The sequence below is a fragment of the Brevibacillus sp. IT-7CA2 genome (assembly GCF_949767855.1).
Classification (GTDB): Bacteria; Bacillota; Bacilli; order Brevibacillales; family Brevibacillaceae; genus Brevibacillus.
Genome location: NZ_CATKQT010000022.1, coordinates 662,208 through 678,400, shown reverse-complemented (window position 1 = coordinate 678,400; position 16,193 = coordinate 662,208). Strand labels below are relative to the sequence as shown.

The 16,193-nt window shown below is 43.9% G+C and carries 11 protein-coding genes; 1 reads left to right on the top strand and 10 read right to left on the bottom strand.

The window, feature by feature from the left end; all coding sequences use genetic code 11:
* Positions 1-24 precede the first annotated feature (24 nt).
* From tycA to ACM6JA_RS16195, 4 genes are all read right to left on the bottom strand, one after another.
* On the bottom strand, positions 25-3,303 hold the full coding sequence (gene tycA / locus ACM6JA_RS16210; RefSeq protein WP_414853109.1) for a tyrocidine non-ribosomal peptide synthetase TycA: 3,279 nt from the start codon (positions 3,301-3,303) through the stop codon (positions 25-27).
* A 708-nt stretch (positions 3,304-4,011) separates the two neighbouring features.
* Positions 4,012-5,160: an AI-2E family transporter gene (locus tag ACM6JA_RS16205; RefSeq protein ID WP_414853108.1), complete on the bottom strand. Its 1,149-nt coding sequence runs from the start codon at positions 5,158-5,160 to the stop codon at positions 4,012-4,014.
* A 260-nt stretch (positions 5,161-5,420) separates the two neighbouring features.
* Complete coding sequence (locus tag ACM6JA_RS16200) at positions 5,421-6,611, bottom strand: MFS transporter (protein ID WP_414853107.1); 1,191 nt, start codon at positions 6,609-6,611, stop codon at positions 5,421-5,423.
* 3 nt (positions 6,612-6,614) lie between these two features.
* Entirely contained in the window at positions 6,615-6,992 is a 378-nt protein-coding gene (locus tag ACM6JA_RS16195) for a MarR family winged helix-turn-helix transcriptional regulator (protein WP_414853106.1), read from the bottom strand.
* Positions 6,993-7,105: 113 nt separating this feature from the next.
* On the opposite strand from ACM6JA_RS16195, the gene ACM6JA_RS16190 reads away from it, so the two are divergent.
* Complete coding sequence (locus ACM6JA_RS16190; RefSeq protein ID WP_414853105.1) at positions 7,106-9,292, top strand: hypothetical protein; 2,187 nt, start codon at positions 7,106-7,108, stop codon at positions 9,290-9,292.
* 73 nt (positions 9,293-9,365) lie between these two features.
* Here the strand turns inward: ACM6JA_RS16190 and tyrS are convergent, their stop codons facing one another.
* The 6 genes from tyrS to ACM6JA_RS16160 all read right to left on the bottom strand — a co-directional run bounded on the left by tyrS (position 9,366) and on the right by ACM6JA_RS16160 (position 16,188).
* Complete coding sequence (gene tyrS, locus ACM6JA_RS16185; protein ID WP_414853145.1) at positions 9,366-10,628, bottom strand: tyrosine--tRNA ligase; 1,263 nt, start codon at positions 10,626-10,628, stop codon at positions 9,366-9,368.
* Between the two features lie 368 nt (positions 10,629-10,996).
* Positions 10,997-11,848: an ATP-binding cassette domain-containing protein gene (locus tag ACM6JA_RS16180; protein WP_414853104.1), complete on the bottom strand. Its 852-nt coding sequence runs from the start codon at positions 11,846-11,848 to the stop codon at positions 10,997-10,999.
* Positions 11,845-12,387, bottom strand: coding sequence for an ATP-binding cassette domain-containing protein (locus ACM6JA_RS16175; RefSeq protein WP_414853103.1), 543 nt, complete (start codon positions 12,385-12,387; stop codon positions 11,845-11,847). The genes ACM6JA_RS16180 and ACM6JA_RS16175 overlap by 4 nt, the downstream gene beginning before the upstream one ends.
* Before the next feature lie 261 nt (positions 12,388-12,648).
* On the bottom strand, positions 12,649-14,313 hold the full coding sequence (locus ACM6JA_RS16170; protein ID WP_414853102.1) for a DUF6138 family protein: 1,665 nt from the start codon (positions 14,311-14,313) through the stop codon (positions 12,649-12,651).
* A 39-nt stretch (positions 14,314-14,352) separates the two neighbouring features.
* Positions 14,353-15,414 (bottom strand): suppressor of fused domain protein, encoded by a 1,062-nt coding sequence (locus ACM6JA_RS16165; protein WP_414853144.1) that lies wholly within the window; start codon positions 15,412-15,414, stop codon positions 14,353-14,355.
* A gap of 135 nt (positions 15,415-15,549) precedes the next feature.
* Positions 15,550-16,188 (bottom strand): RNA ligase family protein, encoded by a 639-nt coding sequence (locus ACM6JA_RS16160; protein ID WP_414853101.1) that lies wholly within the window; start codon positions 16,186-16,188, stop codon positions 15,550-15,552.
* Between the last annotated feature and the right edge of the window lie 5 nt (positions 16,189-16,193).

Here is a 16,193-nt window from a genome sequence, read left to right as displayed (position 1 = left end):
CCAAAAATAGTAGCAAGCGCTTATTTAGTTAAGCGTATTGGTAAGTAATTCGAAGATGTCGTCCATTTCTTCCATCTCAAGTCCTTTTAGACTAAAGTCACTAGGAGTCCGTTCGACCTCTTTTTTCTGCGAGCAATGATTGATGATCTCCCGAAGATGTTTTCGATAGTTCTCACTCAGTTGATGAATGGACTCTTCTCTAAACTGCTCCTCGCTGTACGTAAACGTGATGAGAAGCTCGCCACCTTCAATTCTTCCTGTAATATTCAAGGCGGTATAAATCTCGGAATCAGGACTCAGATTGTTCTTTCCATCCGCACCGAGCGAGTTACCTGAACTATACGGAGAACGGGTAAACAATTCGTTGTTGAGGCCTGAGTCAAATTGACCCAAGTAGTTAAACGTCACTTCGGGTTGCAAGGAAAAGGACAAGGAACTTCGTTTTTCCGGTTCTGTCATATATTTTAAAATTTCATAGCCAATGCCTTTATTGGGGATCTTCCTCAGGTTTTCTTTCGTGCATTTGATATGGTCAGGTAAGTGATTCATTTGACTCAAATCTAGTAAAACTGGATATTGGGACGTAAACCATCCGATTGTTCTTGTCACGTTAGCGTGTTCGATCACATCCTCGCGTCCGTGCCCTTCCAGATTAATCACGATTTGGTCAAGCCTGCTCCACTCTGCAACGGCCAGCCCCAACCCTGCCAGTAACAAATCATTGATCTCTGTTTGATAAGCAGAATTTGCCTGCTTCAACAATTGTTCGGTTTCCTCTGCTAGCAATCCGACCTGTATGTTACGGATACTCTTCTGTTTGCTGCCCACCGTTTCATAGTCTTTTGGAAGGGAAGCATTCCTAGCTCCGGATTCAAGATTCTCCCAATAAGGGATTTCTCTCATCAATGCATCACTATTCGCATACTCGTTCAGCCACACTGCCCAATTTTTAAAAGAATCCGTTTTTTCTGGGAGGACGATTTCTTTTCCTGCTACTACCTGATTGTATGCAGTTGCTAGATCATCAAACAGAATGCGCCAAGAGATTCCATCCATGACTAAATGATGGATGGCCAAAAACAAATGATCGCCTTGGAGCGTATGGAATAGAGCTGCCTTTACCAGCTGTCCCTCTTGTAAATTCATGCTTCCATGCAATCGTTTTGTTTCTTCTTCGATTGCTTGCTGGACATCCGAATGTGAGGTCAGATCATATTGAAGGAAATGGTATAATTCGCTATCCAATCCACGATTCTGTTGAACAATTCTCCCATTCTCGTTTCGATAGACCATGCGTAGCGCGTCATGATGCGAAAGGATTTTATCCAAGGTCTTTCGGATAGCTTCAGGGTCAAATCCCTGTTCGCGATACAACACATACGATTGATTCCAATGGAACATATTCGTAAAGTTCTTTTCAAAGAACCATTGTTGAATTGGTGTTAAGGTAACAGGGCCTTCGATGACTCCCTGCTCGCTTTTCCTCGTCGTACTTTTGACATAGAGAGCAACTTGTGAAATTGTCGGGTAATTCAGTAAATCTCTCGTGTCTAGCTTTAGTTGATAGGCATGCAAACGAGCAGCGACCTGGATCGCTTGAATGGAATCCCCACCTAGTGAGTAAAAATTGTCGCGAATCCCAATTTTCTCGATTCCCAATACTTCTTGCCACACGGTTGCGAGAATCGATTCTGTCTCATTTCTGGGAGGTTCGTAAGCAGGATTTGTCTCAGAAGTAACATCAGGTTCTGGCAATGCTTTGCGATCAATTTTGTCATTCGGCGTGAGTGGCATTTTATCCAGCTTCACGAAATAAGAAGGAAGCATGTACGCAGGAAGCTTTTGAGCGGCATATTCTCTGATCTGCGCAGGAGTTACTTCCAGTTGCGAAATAAAATAAGCGCACAAATAGGGTTGAGCGTGTTGGTCTTCTCTAGCGATTACTACTGCCTCTTTTATTTGTTCATGTTTCAGCAAAACGGACTCGATTTCTCCCAACTCGATCCGATGACCCCTGATTTTCACCTGATGGTCGATTCTGCCGAGAAACTCGATTTCTCCATTCGGCAGCCATTTGGCCAGGTCTCCTGTCCTGTACATCTTCTCTCCTTGTACGAACGGATTATCCACAAATTTTTCGGCGGTCAAATCTGGACGATTCCAGTATCCTCTGGCTAAACCGACTCCACCTATGCATAATTCGCCTTCACTGCCAATTGGCTGCAATTGTAGCTCTTCATTGACAATATAAGCGGACGTATTTTGAATCGGTTTCCCGATTGGGATCGTTTGGTTGACGAGCACATTGGAAGGTGCCTCCCAAATCGTCGCGCAAATGCTTGTTTCCGTAGGTCCGTATGCATTCACGTACCTGACTTTGTTTTTCCATCTATTCACTAAAGGGAAGTTGGCAGCTGAACCTGCCGTAATCATGATGCGAAGTGTAGTAAAATGATCTGGGTTGAGGTGAGTCAAATAGGTGGGTGGCAACGTGATGATGGTCAATTCATTTTGATTCAAATAGTTTTCAAAACTGATGAAATCATGAATCGTCTGTTTGGAAAGGATGTAGAGGCTGGCACCGGTAAGTAAAGCCATGAACATTTCCCATACCGATGCGTCAAAAGACATGCTGGCAAACTGTCCAATCCTGTCTGCAGGTGTTACACCAAACGTATTTTGAAAGAATGATTGCAAATTCGCGATCCCTTTATGCTCCAGCATGGTTCCTTTCGGCTTGCCGGTTGTGCCTGAAGTATAGATAACATACGCCATGTCAGTAGGTTTGCTTGGCAAGTGAAGATTGGAATCCGAGCGAGAATCCAGCTGTTCTTCCTCGAGTACGACTACAGGACCACGGTATCCGACGTCATAAACAAGTTGGCTGACGTTTTTCTGGGTGATGACGATTTTGGTTTGACTGTCTTGCAGGATATATTGAATCCGATCTCGGGGATATTCGATATCGATAGGAACATACGCTCCGCCAGCCTTGAGGATGGCCAGAATAGCTGTCACATTTTCAATGGATTTCTCCATCATCACACCGACAATGCTGTCTGTTGTAATCCCTTTTTCGATCAGTGCTCTTGCTAATTGGTTGGCCTTCCTGTTGAGCTCCTGGTAAGTTAAGCGCTCATTCTCATAAACGATAGCAACTCGGTGTGGCACAGCTTCTGCTTGTTCCTCGAACAACTGATGAATCGACTTATCCTGTGGATATTCAGCCTTTGTATCATTAAACAAGGCTACCTGTTCTTTTTCCCACTCCAAGTCGATGAGATTGGCCTGATTTGCTAACATATGTCCCCTCCGATAATTGGCAAACTTTTGTCTATCATGAAGTGTGACAATACAATGTGATGGCCAAACAAGTGAACGTCACTACAAGGAAATGGTCCGCTAAATCTGAAGATGAAGCCTCAGTGACGAATGGATCACATTGGAAACTCCCTCATCAACACCATTTAATATAATGGCCCAATGTAACAAAATATGTGGGTTTTTGTATCTTTTTTGTAAGTATTACCCAACTTTATATTACTATGGTCATGAACCAATTTTCACCTACAAATTTTCCGCGATTTTACATTTTTTCACAATGGGAATAATTCCCTGTTTGCTCAAAGCAGTTTTCAGGACAAAAGTCACTTTCCATTTTTTGGTCAAAACATGTACTCTAGTCCTCTAGCCTAATGGATTCAGGACATGATTCCTGACCATTTCGAACGATGTAAATACGTTACCTGAAAACAAATGTGCTGGCCTGCACACCTCCTTACAATCCAGCAGAATAACGTATTCATATGCACCTGTTTGAGAAACTGTTATTCATTATAACAGAGAGTGTTTTGGAAATCAGTTAAAAAATAGGAAATTTTTGTTAATCGCATTACTTTTTACCTAAACCACTCTTCAATCCCTACAAAAAAGGCTCACACTTTCTAGGTTCATTCGAAAGTGTGAGCCTTTTGAATTACGATTTCATTGCGGGATCGAAACGGTGGACACCTATTCTTTCAGGAAAATATTCTTGTCCTTCAGTCGCTTGTTCGTCGTGCTTCTGACGAGGGTATATACGACGGCAAAAGCAGGGATTCCCAGCAGCATTCCCATCAACCCGAACAATGCTCCCCCAACCAATAAGGCTACTATCACCCATAAGCCATCCAATCCGATTGAATTACCTACCACTCTTGGATAGATAAAATTACCTTCAATTTGCTGCAAGACAAGAATAAAGACAATGAACCAAATAGCCTTCACGGGATCGATCATTAAAATAATAAAGGCACTCGGAATCGTCCCGATATAAGCACCAAAAATCGGAATGATGCTCGTTACGCCAATGATCACACTCACAAGCAGTGCATACGGCATGTTAAACGCCCACATACCTACAAAACAAAGCCCGCCAAGAATGAGAGCCTCTGTTAGCTGACCTGAGATAAAGCCACTAAAAGCGCGATTGGTGATTTGTCCAATTTCTACAGCACGATCCGCCTTTGCTTTTGACGCGTAGGCATAAACGAGTTTTTTCGCAATGAGCGTCAACTTTTCCTTATAGAGAAGCAAATAGACGGACAACATCAGCCCCATGATGACATCGATAAAGCTAACGGTAAACATTTTCGTGTACGTCAGTAATACAGGGATGGAAGTTAGGAAAAAATGGCCTAACTTATTTACAATTTCATTCCACTTCACCATAAGTGTATTCCATAAATCACCGGACAAGTTAAACCTCTCTGCAAAACCATCAACGAAAGCCTTTAATGATTGCATGTCATTCGGAATACTTGCCGCGAGCATGGAAACACTCGTGAGAAGCTGTGGGACAATAAACCACATGAGAAATGTAAAAAATACCAGGACAGTCGCCAGAGTTAACAGGATTGAAAAAGGACGCCTTACTTTTAACCAGATTCGATTGTTACCGCGGTTGAGGGGTGAGAAAAGTCTTTCTTCATAAAATCTCATTAAAATGTTCAAGATGTAAGCAATGGCAATCCCATAAATCACAGGATCTAATAAGTCAAATATTTCATAGATGAATGACTTTACAGAAGGAAAATTCCAGACCACTGCAAACAGCAATACGGTGTAAGTCGCGATCATAATGTATTTCTTTATATCTCGCCAGTGTACTTTCTCCATCATTTTCTAGCTGACTCCTAACCTTTGTGAGTTCTAAGTTGACCTGTTTGTTCATAAACTTTTCCATTAATATGTCCACCCAAAAGTATACTATGTTTTTTAACCGGTCGTTATCATTTTTCTACTTTCACTAAAACTTCCCTCTAACTTTCCACAATCATGCGTAACAAAAACACTGCTGGAAAAGATAACAGGCTACCGACTAACGGCAGCCTGCATTTCTACTATAGGGGGCCAAACTCCCCCTTTTTTACTTGGATAAGTTAGGTAGCACGTATCAATTCCCGATCTCGTTTGCCGTGTAGCCAGTGATAAAGTGGGATACTGAAAAGGATGAAAGCAACCATTCCGACGAAAATCGTACGATATCCTGTATGCGGAACGATAAATCCGAGTAGATAGGGCCCGATTCCTAATCCTAGATCATACATAATGTAGTAAGTAGAGGTTGCTAATCCAAAGCGATGCGGAGCTGTCACCTTCACAGCCACCGTTTGGGCAATGGAGTTAAAGTTACCGAAGCCTACTCCAATCAATGCAGCAGATAGCAGCAGCATCCAGGAAGTTGAGGCTTGACTGAAGAGAAGCATCCCAGCAGCAAATATCACCAGGCTGGGGTATGTCACGATGTTCGCCCCTCTTGCGTCCATTAGTTTTCCTGAGAATGGTCGCGAGAGGATAATGACAATGGCATACACCAAAAAGAAATAACTCGAAGCTGGGGAGAGATTAATTTCTTCCGCATAAAACGATAGAAATGACAAGACACCCGAATAGCTGAAGCCGATTAATAAAGCAATGAATGAAATCGGCAAGGCTTTCGGCTCGATGAATTTCGAAAGCAGAGAACCTTTTGCTTCCTCTTTCACACTTGTGGAAGGAAGCGGAACATCGATTTTTGCCATGGCATAAAACATCAAACAAATCAGGGAAAACACAACATTCATCGTAAAGATCCAGGTGAAACCATTTTCAAGCCGCAATAAGATCATGCCGAGAAAAGGACCAATCGCGGTGGCTAAAATCGCACTTAAACTGTAATAGCCAATCCCCTCGCCCTTGCGAGACGCTGGCAATATTTGAGCAATAATGGTACCTGTTGCTGTACTGGCAATACCAACGGCAATTCCTTGCAGCAATCGATTTACCAGTAAAAAGCTGATATGGACGGCAAAAAAGTAAAGCAACGAGGTGACCGCAAAAAATGCTAACCCAATCCAAAGCGTTTTTTTCGTACCAATATGACTAATGGCTCTACCGGTGAGTAGTCGGCCAATCAAAGCACCAATGATAAAGATACTGGAGACCAATCCGGCTAAACTGGTTGAAACGTGAAATTCTGTTTTGGCATACGAAGCAATCGTAACCATTAGTAAGAAAAACATAAGTGTCAAAAGAAAATTGATGAAAGAAACAATAACGAACTCTTTCGTCCAAAGCCTATCCTTTTTCACTACTTACCCTCTTCTCTTTAGGTTCATGATTATTTTTTCTAGAGCTGCGGCAGCTGCGTCTCTTTCTTCTGGTGAGATGCCCTCCAATATTTCTTCCAAGAACGGATCAGTCGCTTCCATAATCGTCTTATGTAGCGCTTCACCTTTCTCTGACAAATACATAATTTTTTGCCGTTTGTCTGCACCTGATGAAATCGAAATGATTTCACGCGCAGCTAATTTTTGCGCAATGGGTGTAATGGCCGGCTTCTCTACTTGCCAATAATCGGCGACGTCGCTAAAAGTAACCGAACCGTTATTTTTCAGATAACGAATTAACGCCCATTGCGTGACGGATATACCGAATGGAAGTAACTCCTCTTGCAATTGGTTATTGTACATACGATGTGTGAATGCGACTTTTGAAAAGAACGGGTACATGTTAGCTCCTTTGTATTAGTTAATTAATTTAATTAATTATATATCTTTTCTTGCTGTTTGAGAAGGTCTAAATCATGATGGGTTACCTTGTGGCTTTTTCCGTGCACATTCGTCTAACCTATATCATCGTACAAAAGGAGAAAATCATGCTGGCAAAAAGGTTTTCCGCCATTCACTTCTTATTATTGCTTTTCTTGGTATTTTATTTTCCAATACCTACTCTTGCAAAGGAATCCTCCTTTCAAAATCCGTATTATGTGTTTAGCTGGGATGAGGCAGGTAATGTCCGCATTACCGATCTGGCGAAAAATGAAATCCTCTCTTCTATTCAGTACCAAGCCGAATATGGCACCATCTACAATGCAATGACTCCTTCCCTTCCGAAAGGAGCCAATCAAATAACGTTGGATCAAAGTCCACCATTTCAACCAGGGGCAGCCATCGAAATTCGCTCCGAATCGTTTGGCGGCAGAATGAATGCTCCACTTGTCCATCAGGCTAAAGTGACTGCCGTCCGTGGAAATGACGTGTATTTCTCTCCTGCTACGACGAAAGTCATCGACCGGAACATTTTTATCAAACGGGGCAGCCAATGGGTTCGCAAATGCGATGACGTAAAAGTGGAACAACAGGAGACGACTACTGGTAACACGGTCATCGTCACAGGTCATACTCCGATTGCAGTGGTTACAACACAATATAAATTGCAAAAAAATAGCCCTGCCATCGATGTCACCGTAAAAACCAGCTACAAGCAAGTGACAAAGGTTTTTCGAGAGGCGTTCGCCCTGCAATTCAAGCCAAAAGTAACAGAAGTATACCGCAAGAATCGGAAAGTGGACAAAAAAAAATTCCAAGCTTCTTACTGGCTGGATCGCCAAGGCGCGAAATTTGGTCAAGGGAAGCAAGCAGCTTTTTTGTACCATGCCCCCAACGTGTCGTCACTTGAATTGAATGCAACGCAAAAACAGCTCATCGTGAATCTGGATCACATGAATGATCACAGGTACGTACAGCAAGGCTCTACGAATCAAGTCGGAAAAGTCCGCCACGCTTCCGAATATCGTGCAAATGATGAACGGACGAATTCATTCTCCCTGGTAGTTGGGTATCAACCGAAGCTCATGCCGCGATTTATGAGTCAGCCTTCTGGTTTTTTGGCGACACACGTATGGACAGAGCATGCTGACGAGCAGACGCTGAAAACGAATCGGGCAGTTTATTTCGGCTCCGAGAAGATTACATCGTCGGCACAAGCGACAGGCGGTTTTGTCAAACACCGGATTCCGGTTACGAAAAGCGTGTTTTACTCAAATCCGTATTTTCAAGCGAAATCGCCTGTCAATGTCGCCATTGCGCAATGCCCTGAATTTTTACAGTTTCTGGATGATCTGAATCGGAACGGTAATGATATTGGTTTACATACCCTCTATCCTTACGAAATAAGGCACTATCAAAAGACTACGGAAGATGCGTTGCAAGTAATGAAAGATCATTTCCAAAGCCGTACATGGATTGACCATGGGTATTTGAAATCCAGCTTTGCGTTTAACGCGCTCGACAACCAAACTGCGAATTACTTGGCGCATCAATGGGAAAAATACGGCACTTCGTATTTTTGGCACTACAGTTCAGAAGATATCGCCAATCCAAATAATGGACTTGATCTGTACCAAACCCAAAGAGGCGACGCCCTGCGCACCCCTCTTTATTGGACGCATCCGACTGTGACTGGCCCGTTTTATTCCTGGTCGGCTGCCATCATTCCGGAAGATACACTGTATCTGTATCGGGAACAAAATCTCCAGCAGCTCATTCAAAATCGTGGCGTTTTTATCAATCATACCTACTTGGCAAGAATTCCTTCCAAAAAGCAAGGCGGGAAATTTGTCATTCGAGATGCCAAAGGTAACTGGATCATTCATCCCGATTTTGACCGCTTATTGAAACGAATGAATGCGCTGCGCGATCAAGGCAAATTGCATTTGTCGACCGTGCGTGAAATCATGGATTATTGGCTCGCCCTCTCTCAAGTCAGAATGGAATATGCACCAAACGGCTCTATTGTTCTGCACAATGATGGCATGCGCAAAATTTCTGGTCTTTCCATGGCGACAAAAGTTTCGGAAGTCTATGTGAACGGGATGAAGCCGTCGCAGAAGAAAGCGGATGGCGATCTTATCTTTTGGTTCGATTTGGAGCCGAATGCAGTTGCGGTTATTGCTGCGAACAAAGTGGATAGTATGGCACTCCCGAAATAAAAGTAAAATCAGTGACCACAAATACAAGAAAAAGCTTCCCTAGCGGTTCCAGGGAAGCTTCTTATTCCTTCATCTATTGAGACAATTTTACCAAGCTGTAGTTTTTCTTGCCTTTGCGGATAATGATGAAGCGGCCGCCAATAGCGAGACTTGGCGTGACTTCCAGTTCCAGATCGGTAACGCGCTCGCCATTCATGGAGATAGCGCCTTTTGTAATATCCTCACGTGCTTGACGCTTGGATGGCTCAATGCCGACCTCGACGAGCCAGTCGACAATGTTCTTCGTTTCGAGGGTTGATTCGAACGTCGGCATTTCTTTGAAGCCTTGCTCGATCTCATCTGCCGATAGCGATTTAATATCACCAGTAAACAAAGCTGCTGTAATGCGCTTCGCCTGCTCCAGCAATTCCTCGCCGTGGACAAATCTCGTCATTTCCTCAGCCAGCGCTTTTTGCGCCTCGCGTTTATGTGGCTCAGACTGTACTTTTTCAGCCAGCTCTTCAATTTGCTCTTTCGAGAGGAACGTAAAGTATTTCAAATATTTCACAACATCGCGGTCATCGGTATTCGCCCAGAACTGGTAGAATTCGAATGGAGTTGTTTTGTTTGGATCGAGCCAGATGGCTCCTCCTGCTGTCTTACCGAATTTCGTACCATCTGCCTTCAGCATCAGAGGAATAGTGAGACCGAATGCTTTTGCTTCTGATCCTTCTTTTTTGCGGATCAGATCGAGGCCGCTAGTGATGTTGCCCCATTGGTCGGAACCGCCGATTTGCAGCTGAACATCTTCATGTTTGTACAGATGCAGGTAATCCAGCGATTGCAGAATTTGATAGGAAAACTCCGTAAACGAAATGCCGCTTTCCAGTCTGCTCGACACAACATCCTTGGCAAGCATCGTATTGATGCTGAAGTTTTTACCGTAATCCCGCAAAAATTCAATGACATTGATTTTGTGCGTCCAGTCGTAGTTGTTCACCAAACGGATTTGGTTGTCGCCTTCTGTTACGAACAGCTTCTTCATTTGTGCTGTGAGCGCTTCTACGTTCTCCTGAATCTGGTCCAGTGTTTGCAAAGAACGCTCGGATTGACGGCCACTCGGATCGCCAATCGTACCTGTTGCACCACCGATCAAAATGACCGGACGATGACCAGCGAGCTGGAAGCGTTTCAGTACCATGAAAGGAATCAAGTGACCGATATGCATGCTGTCACCTGTTGGATCGACGCCACAATATAACGAGACTGCTTTTTCATTCGTTAATTCTCGCAGTCCTTCTGCATCTGTTTGCTGATTGATGGCTTCGCGCCATTCGAGTTCGTCGATAATATTCACTGCCATACACTCCTTCAATCTCCTATGGTAAAAAACAAAAAATCGCCCCTTGTCTATTGTAGACATAGGGACGATTGAATAACCGTGTTACCACCCATCTTGCACCAATGGACCCAAGCGTTAACGCAGGCCATTCATGCCACTCGTAGCGAGTTATCGTTCGCGATTCCGCTCGGCATTACCCGAGATACTCCAGAGTGTAATTCGCTCGCTTATTGTGTACCGGGTTCCATCAACCCCCGGCTTTCTAGGACAGGGAATAAGCTGCTACTGGGCTCTTTCAACGTATGTTTCATATGAAATTAAAGTCAGTATATTGAATTCAAATAGCAATGTCAACCATGTAGCAATGATTCCGCTCCTATCCCTTATTTTATTTTCGTGAGACCGTCGGAAGTTAGTTCATAAACAGTTGTTGCGACTTCATGTAAATACCGTCGATCATGTGAAATACTGATAATCACACCGTCAAAAGCCATTAAGGCGCGGCACAGAACAGGAGTTGTCAAAGGACTGAAGTTTCGGGTCGGTTCATCCAGTATCAATATTTCGCATTGATCCAAAATCATTTTTACCAGGAGCAATTTCGCTTTCTGTCCCCCAGACAAGTTTTTAATGGGCTGATGCATCTCATCTTTTGTAAATTTCATACTGCCTAAATGCGTATACGCTTTTGTAATCGCATCTTTAATTCCCGTAGTTTCCAAGTATTCAATCGGTGTTTTAGTCGAATCCAGCCGGTCTTCATAGTTTTGGGGCATATAACCGATCTTTAATGAGGAGTACTGGATTAGCTCATCCATGATCTTTTTTAACAACGTCGTTTTTCCGATCCCATTTTCCCCAATAATCGCGACTTTTTCTTGCCCCTTGATAGATAAATGAATCTGTTTCGATCGCTGTTTGTTCGCTATTTGCAGTACTTCCAATGAAAAGTCGAGGATTTGTTTACTGCCGTGCACATGTACCGTAGAATCAAATCGGAATTCGCTTGCTTCTTCTACACTTGGTGCCTCTACAAACGTTTCCGATGCTTTCTCCATGCGCTCTCTTTGATTTTTTAGTGACTTGATTTTCTTTTGCAATCGCGGGTCTGACCGGGATACATTCCGATGTTGATGTTCTGCCTTATTCCAAACGTCATGCCATTTCTCCATTTGCTTTCTATGATCAGAAACTTGCTTCCTGGCTATCGTTTCTTGTTTACTCAAGTGGTTCATGCCGTCTGTTGAATAAATTCTTCCAGCCATTCCATCGTTTGAATATCCAAATCATTCGTCGGTTCGTCCAGCAATAGAACATCAGGCTTCTGAGCAAGGAGACTTAAAAAGCGGTATTTGAAACGCTCACCACCGGACAGAACACCCATCTTTTTATCTGAATCCAATGCATGAATGCCGAGATCATCCATCGCTCTCACCAGTTCTTTGCTCCATTGATTTTCGGCAAAAAAGTCCGAAATGGTCATTTGTTTTTCTTCGTCCGATAGCTCCTGTGCAAGTAAACCCATGGAACATTCGTTTCGCAACACTTTACCTACAAATGTGCAGTACTCGGCAATCATTTGTTCCGCGTATATTAATTTTAATAAGCTGCTTTTTCCATTTCCCTCTTCCCCGATGATGGCAATCTTGTCGCCGAGTTGCAGGGTCAGATGCAAATTTTGAATGAGAGTCCTACCGTCTTTTTTGGTGGTAATCGTGATATTGTGCAGTTCTACCATTTGGATTCCCCATTTCGTTTTTACGTTTCTCGTCATTTACTCTTTGTTCATCTGTATCACCCCCTTTTTTTGACAACAAAAAAAGATGCTCCTGTCTAATAAACAGAAGCATCTTGCTCTCGTACTAGAAATCGCTATATGAAAAATAGACCATACAGGGATTCAAGCTATACATTTGCGGGTGAATTTGGCTTCTTGTTTATTTATTATGGAATTGGCTTTTCCAATAAATAAACAATTGCGCAAATGATTCACCGTCTTCAATATAGCATGGCCTTCTAAATAATGTCAATCAAGCTATTCGACCAAGGCTAGCAATTGTGCAAGCTTGTCTTTGATGGGGGAAGATTCCTTTTTTACTGCCTGTGCGAGCTTCTTATTCCCGCCGAAAAGGCGATAAATAACGGTTTCCCGCAGGTAATCTTCCATCGCTGCAAGCTCTCCTATGAGGGTATCCACCAGTTCTGCACGATCGATGGTGATATTTTTCAAAGGCTTCGCCGAGTCGCTACTGCCAAGCACCAGAGAGACGAGTACCGGCATATTCTCTACGGTTACACCATGCGCCTCCATAAAAGCAATAGCAAAATCATCCTGGGCAGACTGATGCTCCGTGTCGACCAGCTCCATATAACGACGAACAAGTGGAAAATAATCGTTGCTAGACAAGCCAAGAGCCAATACCGCATAGGTACCAGGCATAACGGATTTCTCACTAGGCTCTACATCCCCGTACCACGCAAACTCCTCCATCGCAAGCTCTGCATATTCTGCGATTTTCGGGTATAAGCCAGGATAACGGGACGCATTGGCAAAAAACTGGTGGAGACCTGACTTCGCCAGCTTTTTTACTGGTAGGTAGTGCTTTTCGCTGCTCTTCAGCTTGAGCTTGTACCCTTTGGGAAAGCCTTCACGCAAAAGGCCGTTGATAAAATCAATGGCTTCACCGTACGCGGCTTCTTCCTCAGTTACGATCCGGATGTCGATCGCTTGCAAAACGTCATTGGCGCTTGCTTGAATCAGACTGCTTTTATACTCGTTTTCAAAGCGACCGCTGCCCCGTTTTACAAAGTCCGCAGCCTGCTTGGAGCCAAGCTGAACAGCGAGGTCCAGATAATTCTTGCGAGTGTCCGGTTCCTTGTTACCTATTGCGAGAGCGACGTACAGGAAAAAGTCCAGCTCCTCTGTTTTTGGTTCCTGACGTTCCTGCTCAGGTTTCAAAACCCAATCCAATCCATAATGCCCGGTACGATCGAAAAATTTGACTAAAAAACGCTTATCCGCCCAGCCTTTTAAAGCCAAAGTAGAGTGGTATATCCACGAATCACTGCGTTCTTTATTGGAGCGCAGCTTTTCGCTAAGACGCTGGATGAGCGGTTCTATAACCTCCTGCTTTTGTTCCATCAAATCGGGATTGACGAGACAATGGGCGAAGAAGAAATCGTCTTTTTCTTTCGGACGTACAGGAAGCTCCGCTTTAATTTTTATCTCGATAAATTGATTCAGTGCTTGTTTTAGACTCTCGCGTTTTCGCTCGTTTACGAAATGGCGAGAATGGCATTGCACAGATTGTTTCCACTCGAATTCGAAGACAAGCTCGAAGCGGTAATCAAAAAAGTGAGAATCATAGTCGGTGGAATGAAAAAGGGATTCCATTCGTTCACACAGTGCGGGAAAAAACTCTTGCGTGAGCATTTCCTCTGTAAGCTCCTCAATGTAAGAGCCCGCATCGTATTTGTATGAGTCGTCACTCCAACTGAATGGTTCATGGACATCCACGTGGATTTTGCCATTGGCCCAATTGAGTTTTCCTTTTCTCCACGCCACTCTCAAATAGTCTTTGACTCCCGCCTGCAATAGACTCCAGTCGTTGATCTCGTTGATCCGCTGGTTCTCTTTTTTATAAATTTCTTGGATGGAAGTCCATACTTCGTTTAGAAAAGCTTCTGCTGCCTGATGCATTGACTAACTCTCCTCCTCGCCAAAAACAGCGCTGCCGACTTAACCTATAACCTTGACGACATTGCCCTCGCTATCGGTAATATTGGTTTTCACAATGTTGATGGCAATTCCATTCAGGGAAGGGATCTCAAAGCTGCTTTCCTTTGGAAGTAGCTGCTTGGTAAGTGCAATCGTTGTCGCATCATCAAGAATAATGCGAATGACATCTTCTCCTGGAATACATTCGGGCTTTTCTCCTGCCTCAAATACAACTCGGACATCAGATCCCACCAGGCTCAGGCTTTCCCCTTTTCGCATACGTCCGCGTAGAATTTTTCCGATGACTTCCGCTTGCTTAGCTCCTAACCTCAGGGTCGAAGGCGTTTTTTTCAAGAAGCCCTTTTTACCAGGCTCCCATCCTAGCTGGCTGACAAACAAATAGGCAGTGTTGGAACCTTCCTCTTCCATTCCTTTTTGAACAGCATCAGAAACTGTAGAGTTGCGAAGGAGAGAATCCCGCTCGAGATCGGTTATGTAGGAAGGCATGTACGGCAAGCCAGATTGGAGTACGCCACGTGTATTCCAAGCCATCATCGCATCGAGTTCATCACCTGTGATCCCGACCATTTGCATGAATTGCACCCGACCATTCGGCGTATCGATTTCGGCAAGCTGTGGGTCCGTGACAAAAGCGAGCGCAGTCAGTTGTGTATCAGCGCCCAAGCATATCGGACCGTTTGCATCCAAATGATCACCTGCTTGAAACACATTGCCCGTGTTGAATACGTAACGCCCCATATTTTGAAGCAGATTCAGCGCCCAGGCAGGCGGTTCTTCCTCGTCGTCCTTTCGCGCCAATCGAAACGTCAATTCAAAGCCAAAACCGCTTTCCTCTTCATTCTCGGACTCTTTTTCATACAACTCGGTAAATCCATAGGTCACAAAATGCCAATGCGGGTAAGGCTCGTGTGATATGTAGGCGCTTATTCCATCCAATGGATCGTGACCACCCAGCGCATACGAGATAAGCGTCCCGTAATGCTTAGGCTCCTGCTCTCCATAAATCTTTCTCATCTCCTGATCAATGGCATCCCAGCCCGCTGACGACAATTCTTCGTTCATTTCTTCGCTCATCTCTCTTACCTCCTATGTAATGACTGTCTTAACAATAGCCAAAATGAAATTTGGATACTCTATTAGACGGTCAATACCACTCAGCAAATTACATCGTTCTCATTCCCTTCTACTCAAAAGTCTTTAATCGGTTTGTGCTATCCCATTCGGAACGACTGGCTTCGATAACCAGTGCTGGTCAGTTTGCACATGATTTTTGCGCACAAACTTGGCGACAGATTGTTTAAAATCTTCGTACGGAAACCTCTCCGTTACTCGTACCACGTACCCCTCTTGTTCTCCGCCGAAGACAGATTGTTTGGTGTAGCAACTTTTTACGGTCTCTTCCTTCCAAATCCCTTTGTATAAGACAGGTGCTGTTTCTAAGCCAAGTAGATCGGCCCATTCTACCGTTTCATCCCATGACAAGCATTCATTATTTTCATTCCAGATTGAGAAAACATAGAAATAGCTCGTTAGGTGTTCGTAATAGATGGAGTGCAGTGCAAATACATTTTCCCCGCAAATTCTCCAGCCTTCCGGGATATGAAACGAAATCGTCCCGTGCAGCATCTTTACCCAATGTCTAGATGCATGATCTTTGCTATCCAGTGACCTTGCGTGGATATGGTTTCGGTACAGCGTGGTATTTTCTCCATCCAGCTTCTCTGTCACGACTACTTCTTTTCCCTCGAAGTGACGTACTGATCTCAAGATTTTATCATCGTCGGTTCTACTTCTTGACCAGGGTAAATGAAAGGTTCTCGGGTATTTTTTCAACATCGTTA

Coding starts and splice junctions, on each gene's coding strand:
- ACM6JA_RS16170 (WP_414853102.1), bottom strand. CDS start 14,313: ATGCATCAGGCAGCAGAAGCTTTTCTAAACGAAGTATGGACTTCCATC.
- ACM6JA_RS16205 (WP_414853108.1), bottom strand. CDS start 5,160: ATGATGGAGAAAGTACACTGGCGAGATATAAAGAAATACATTATGATC.
- ACM6JA_RS16175 (WP_414853103.1), bottom strand. CDS start 12,387: ATGACGAGAAACGTAAAAACGAAATGGGGAATCCAAATGGTAGAACTG.
- ACM6JA_RS16195 (WP_414853106.1), bottom strand. CDS start 6,992: ATGTACAATAACCAATTGCAAGAGGAGTTACTTCCATTCGGTATATCC.
- tycA (WP_414853109.1), bottom strand. CDS start 3,303: ATGTTAGCAAATCAGGCCAATCTCATCGACTTGGAGTGGGAAAAAGAA.
- ACM6JA_RS16160 (WP_414853101.1), bottom strand. CDS start 16,188: ATGTTGAAAAAATACCCGAGAACCTTTCATTTACCCTGGTCAAGAAGT.
- ACM6JA_RS16180 (WP_414853104.1), bottom strand. CDS start 11,848: ATGAACCACTTGAGTAAACAAGAAACGATAGCCAGGAAGCAAGTTTCT.
- ACM6JA_RS16190 (WP_414853105.1), top strand. CDS start 7,106: ATGATGGGTTACCTTGTGGCTTTTTCCGTGCACATTCGTCTAACCTAT.
- ACM6JA_RS16165 (WP_414853144.1), bottom strand. CDS start 15,414: ATGAACGAAGAATTGTCGTCAGCGGGCTGGGATGCCATTGATCAGGAG.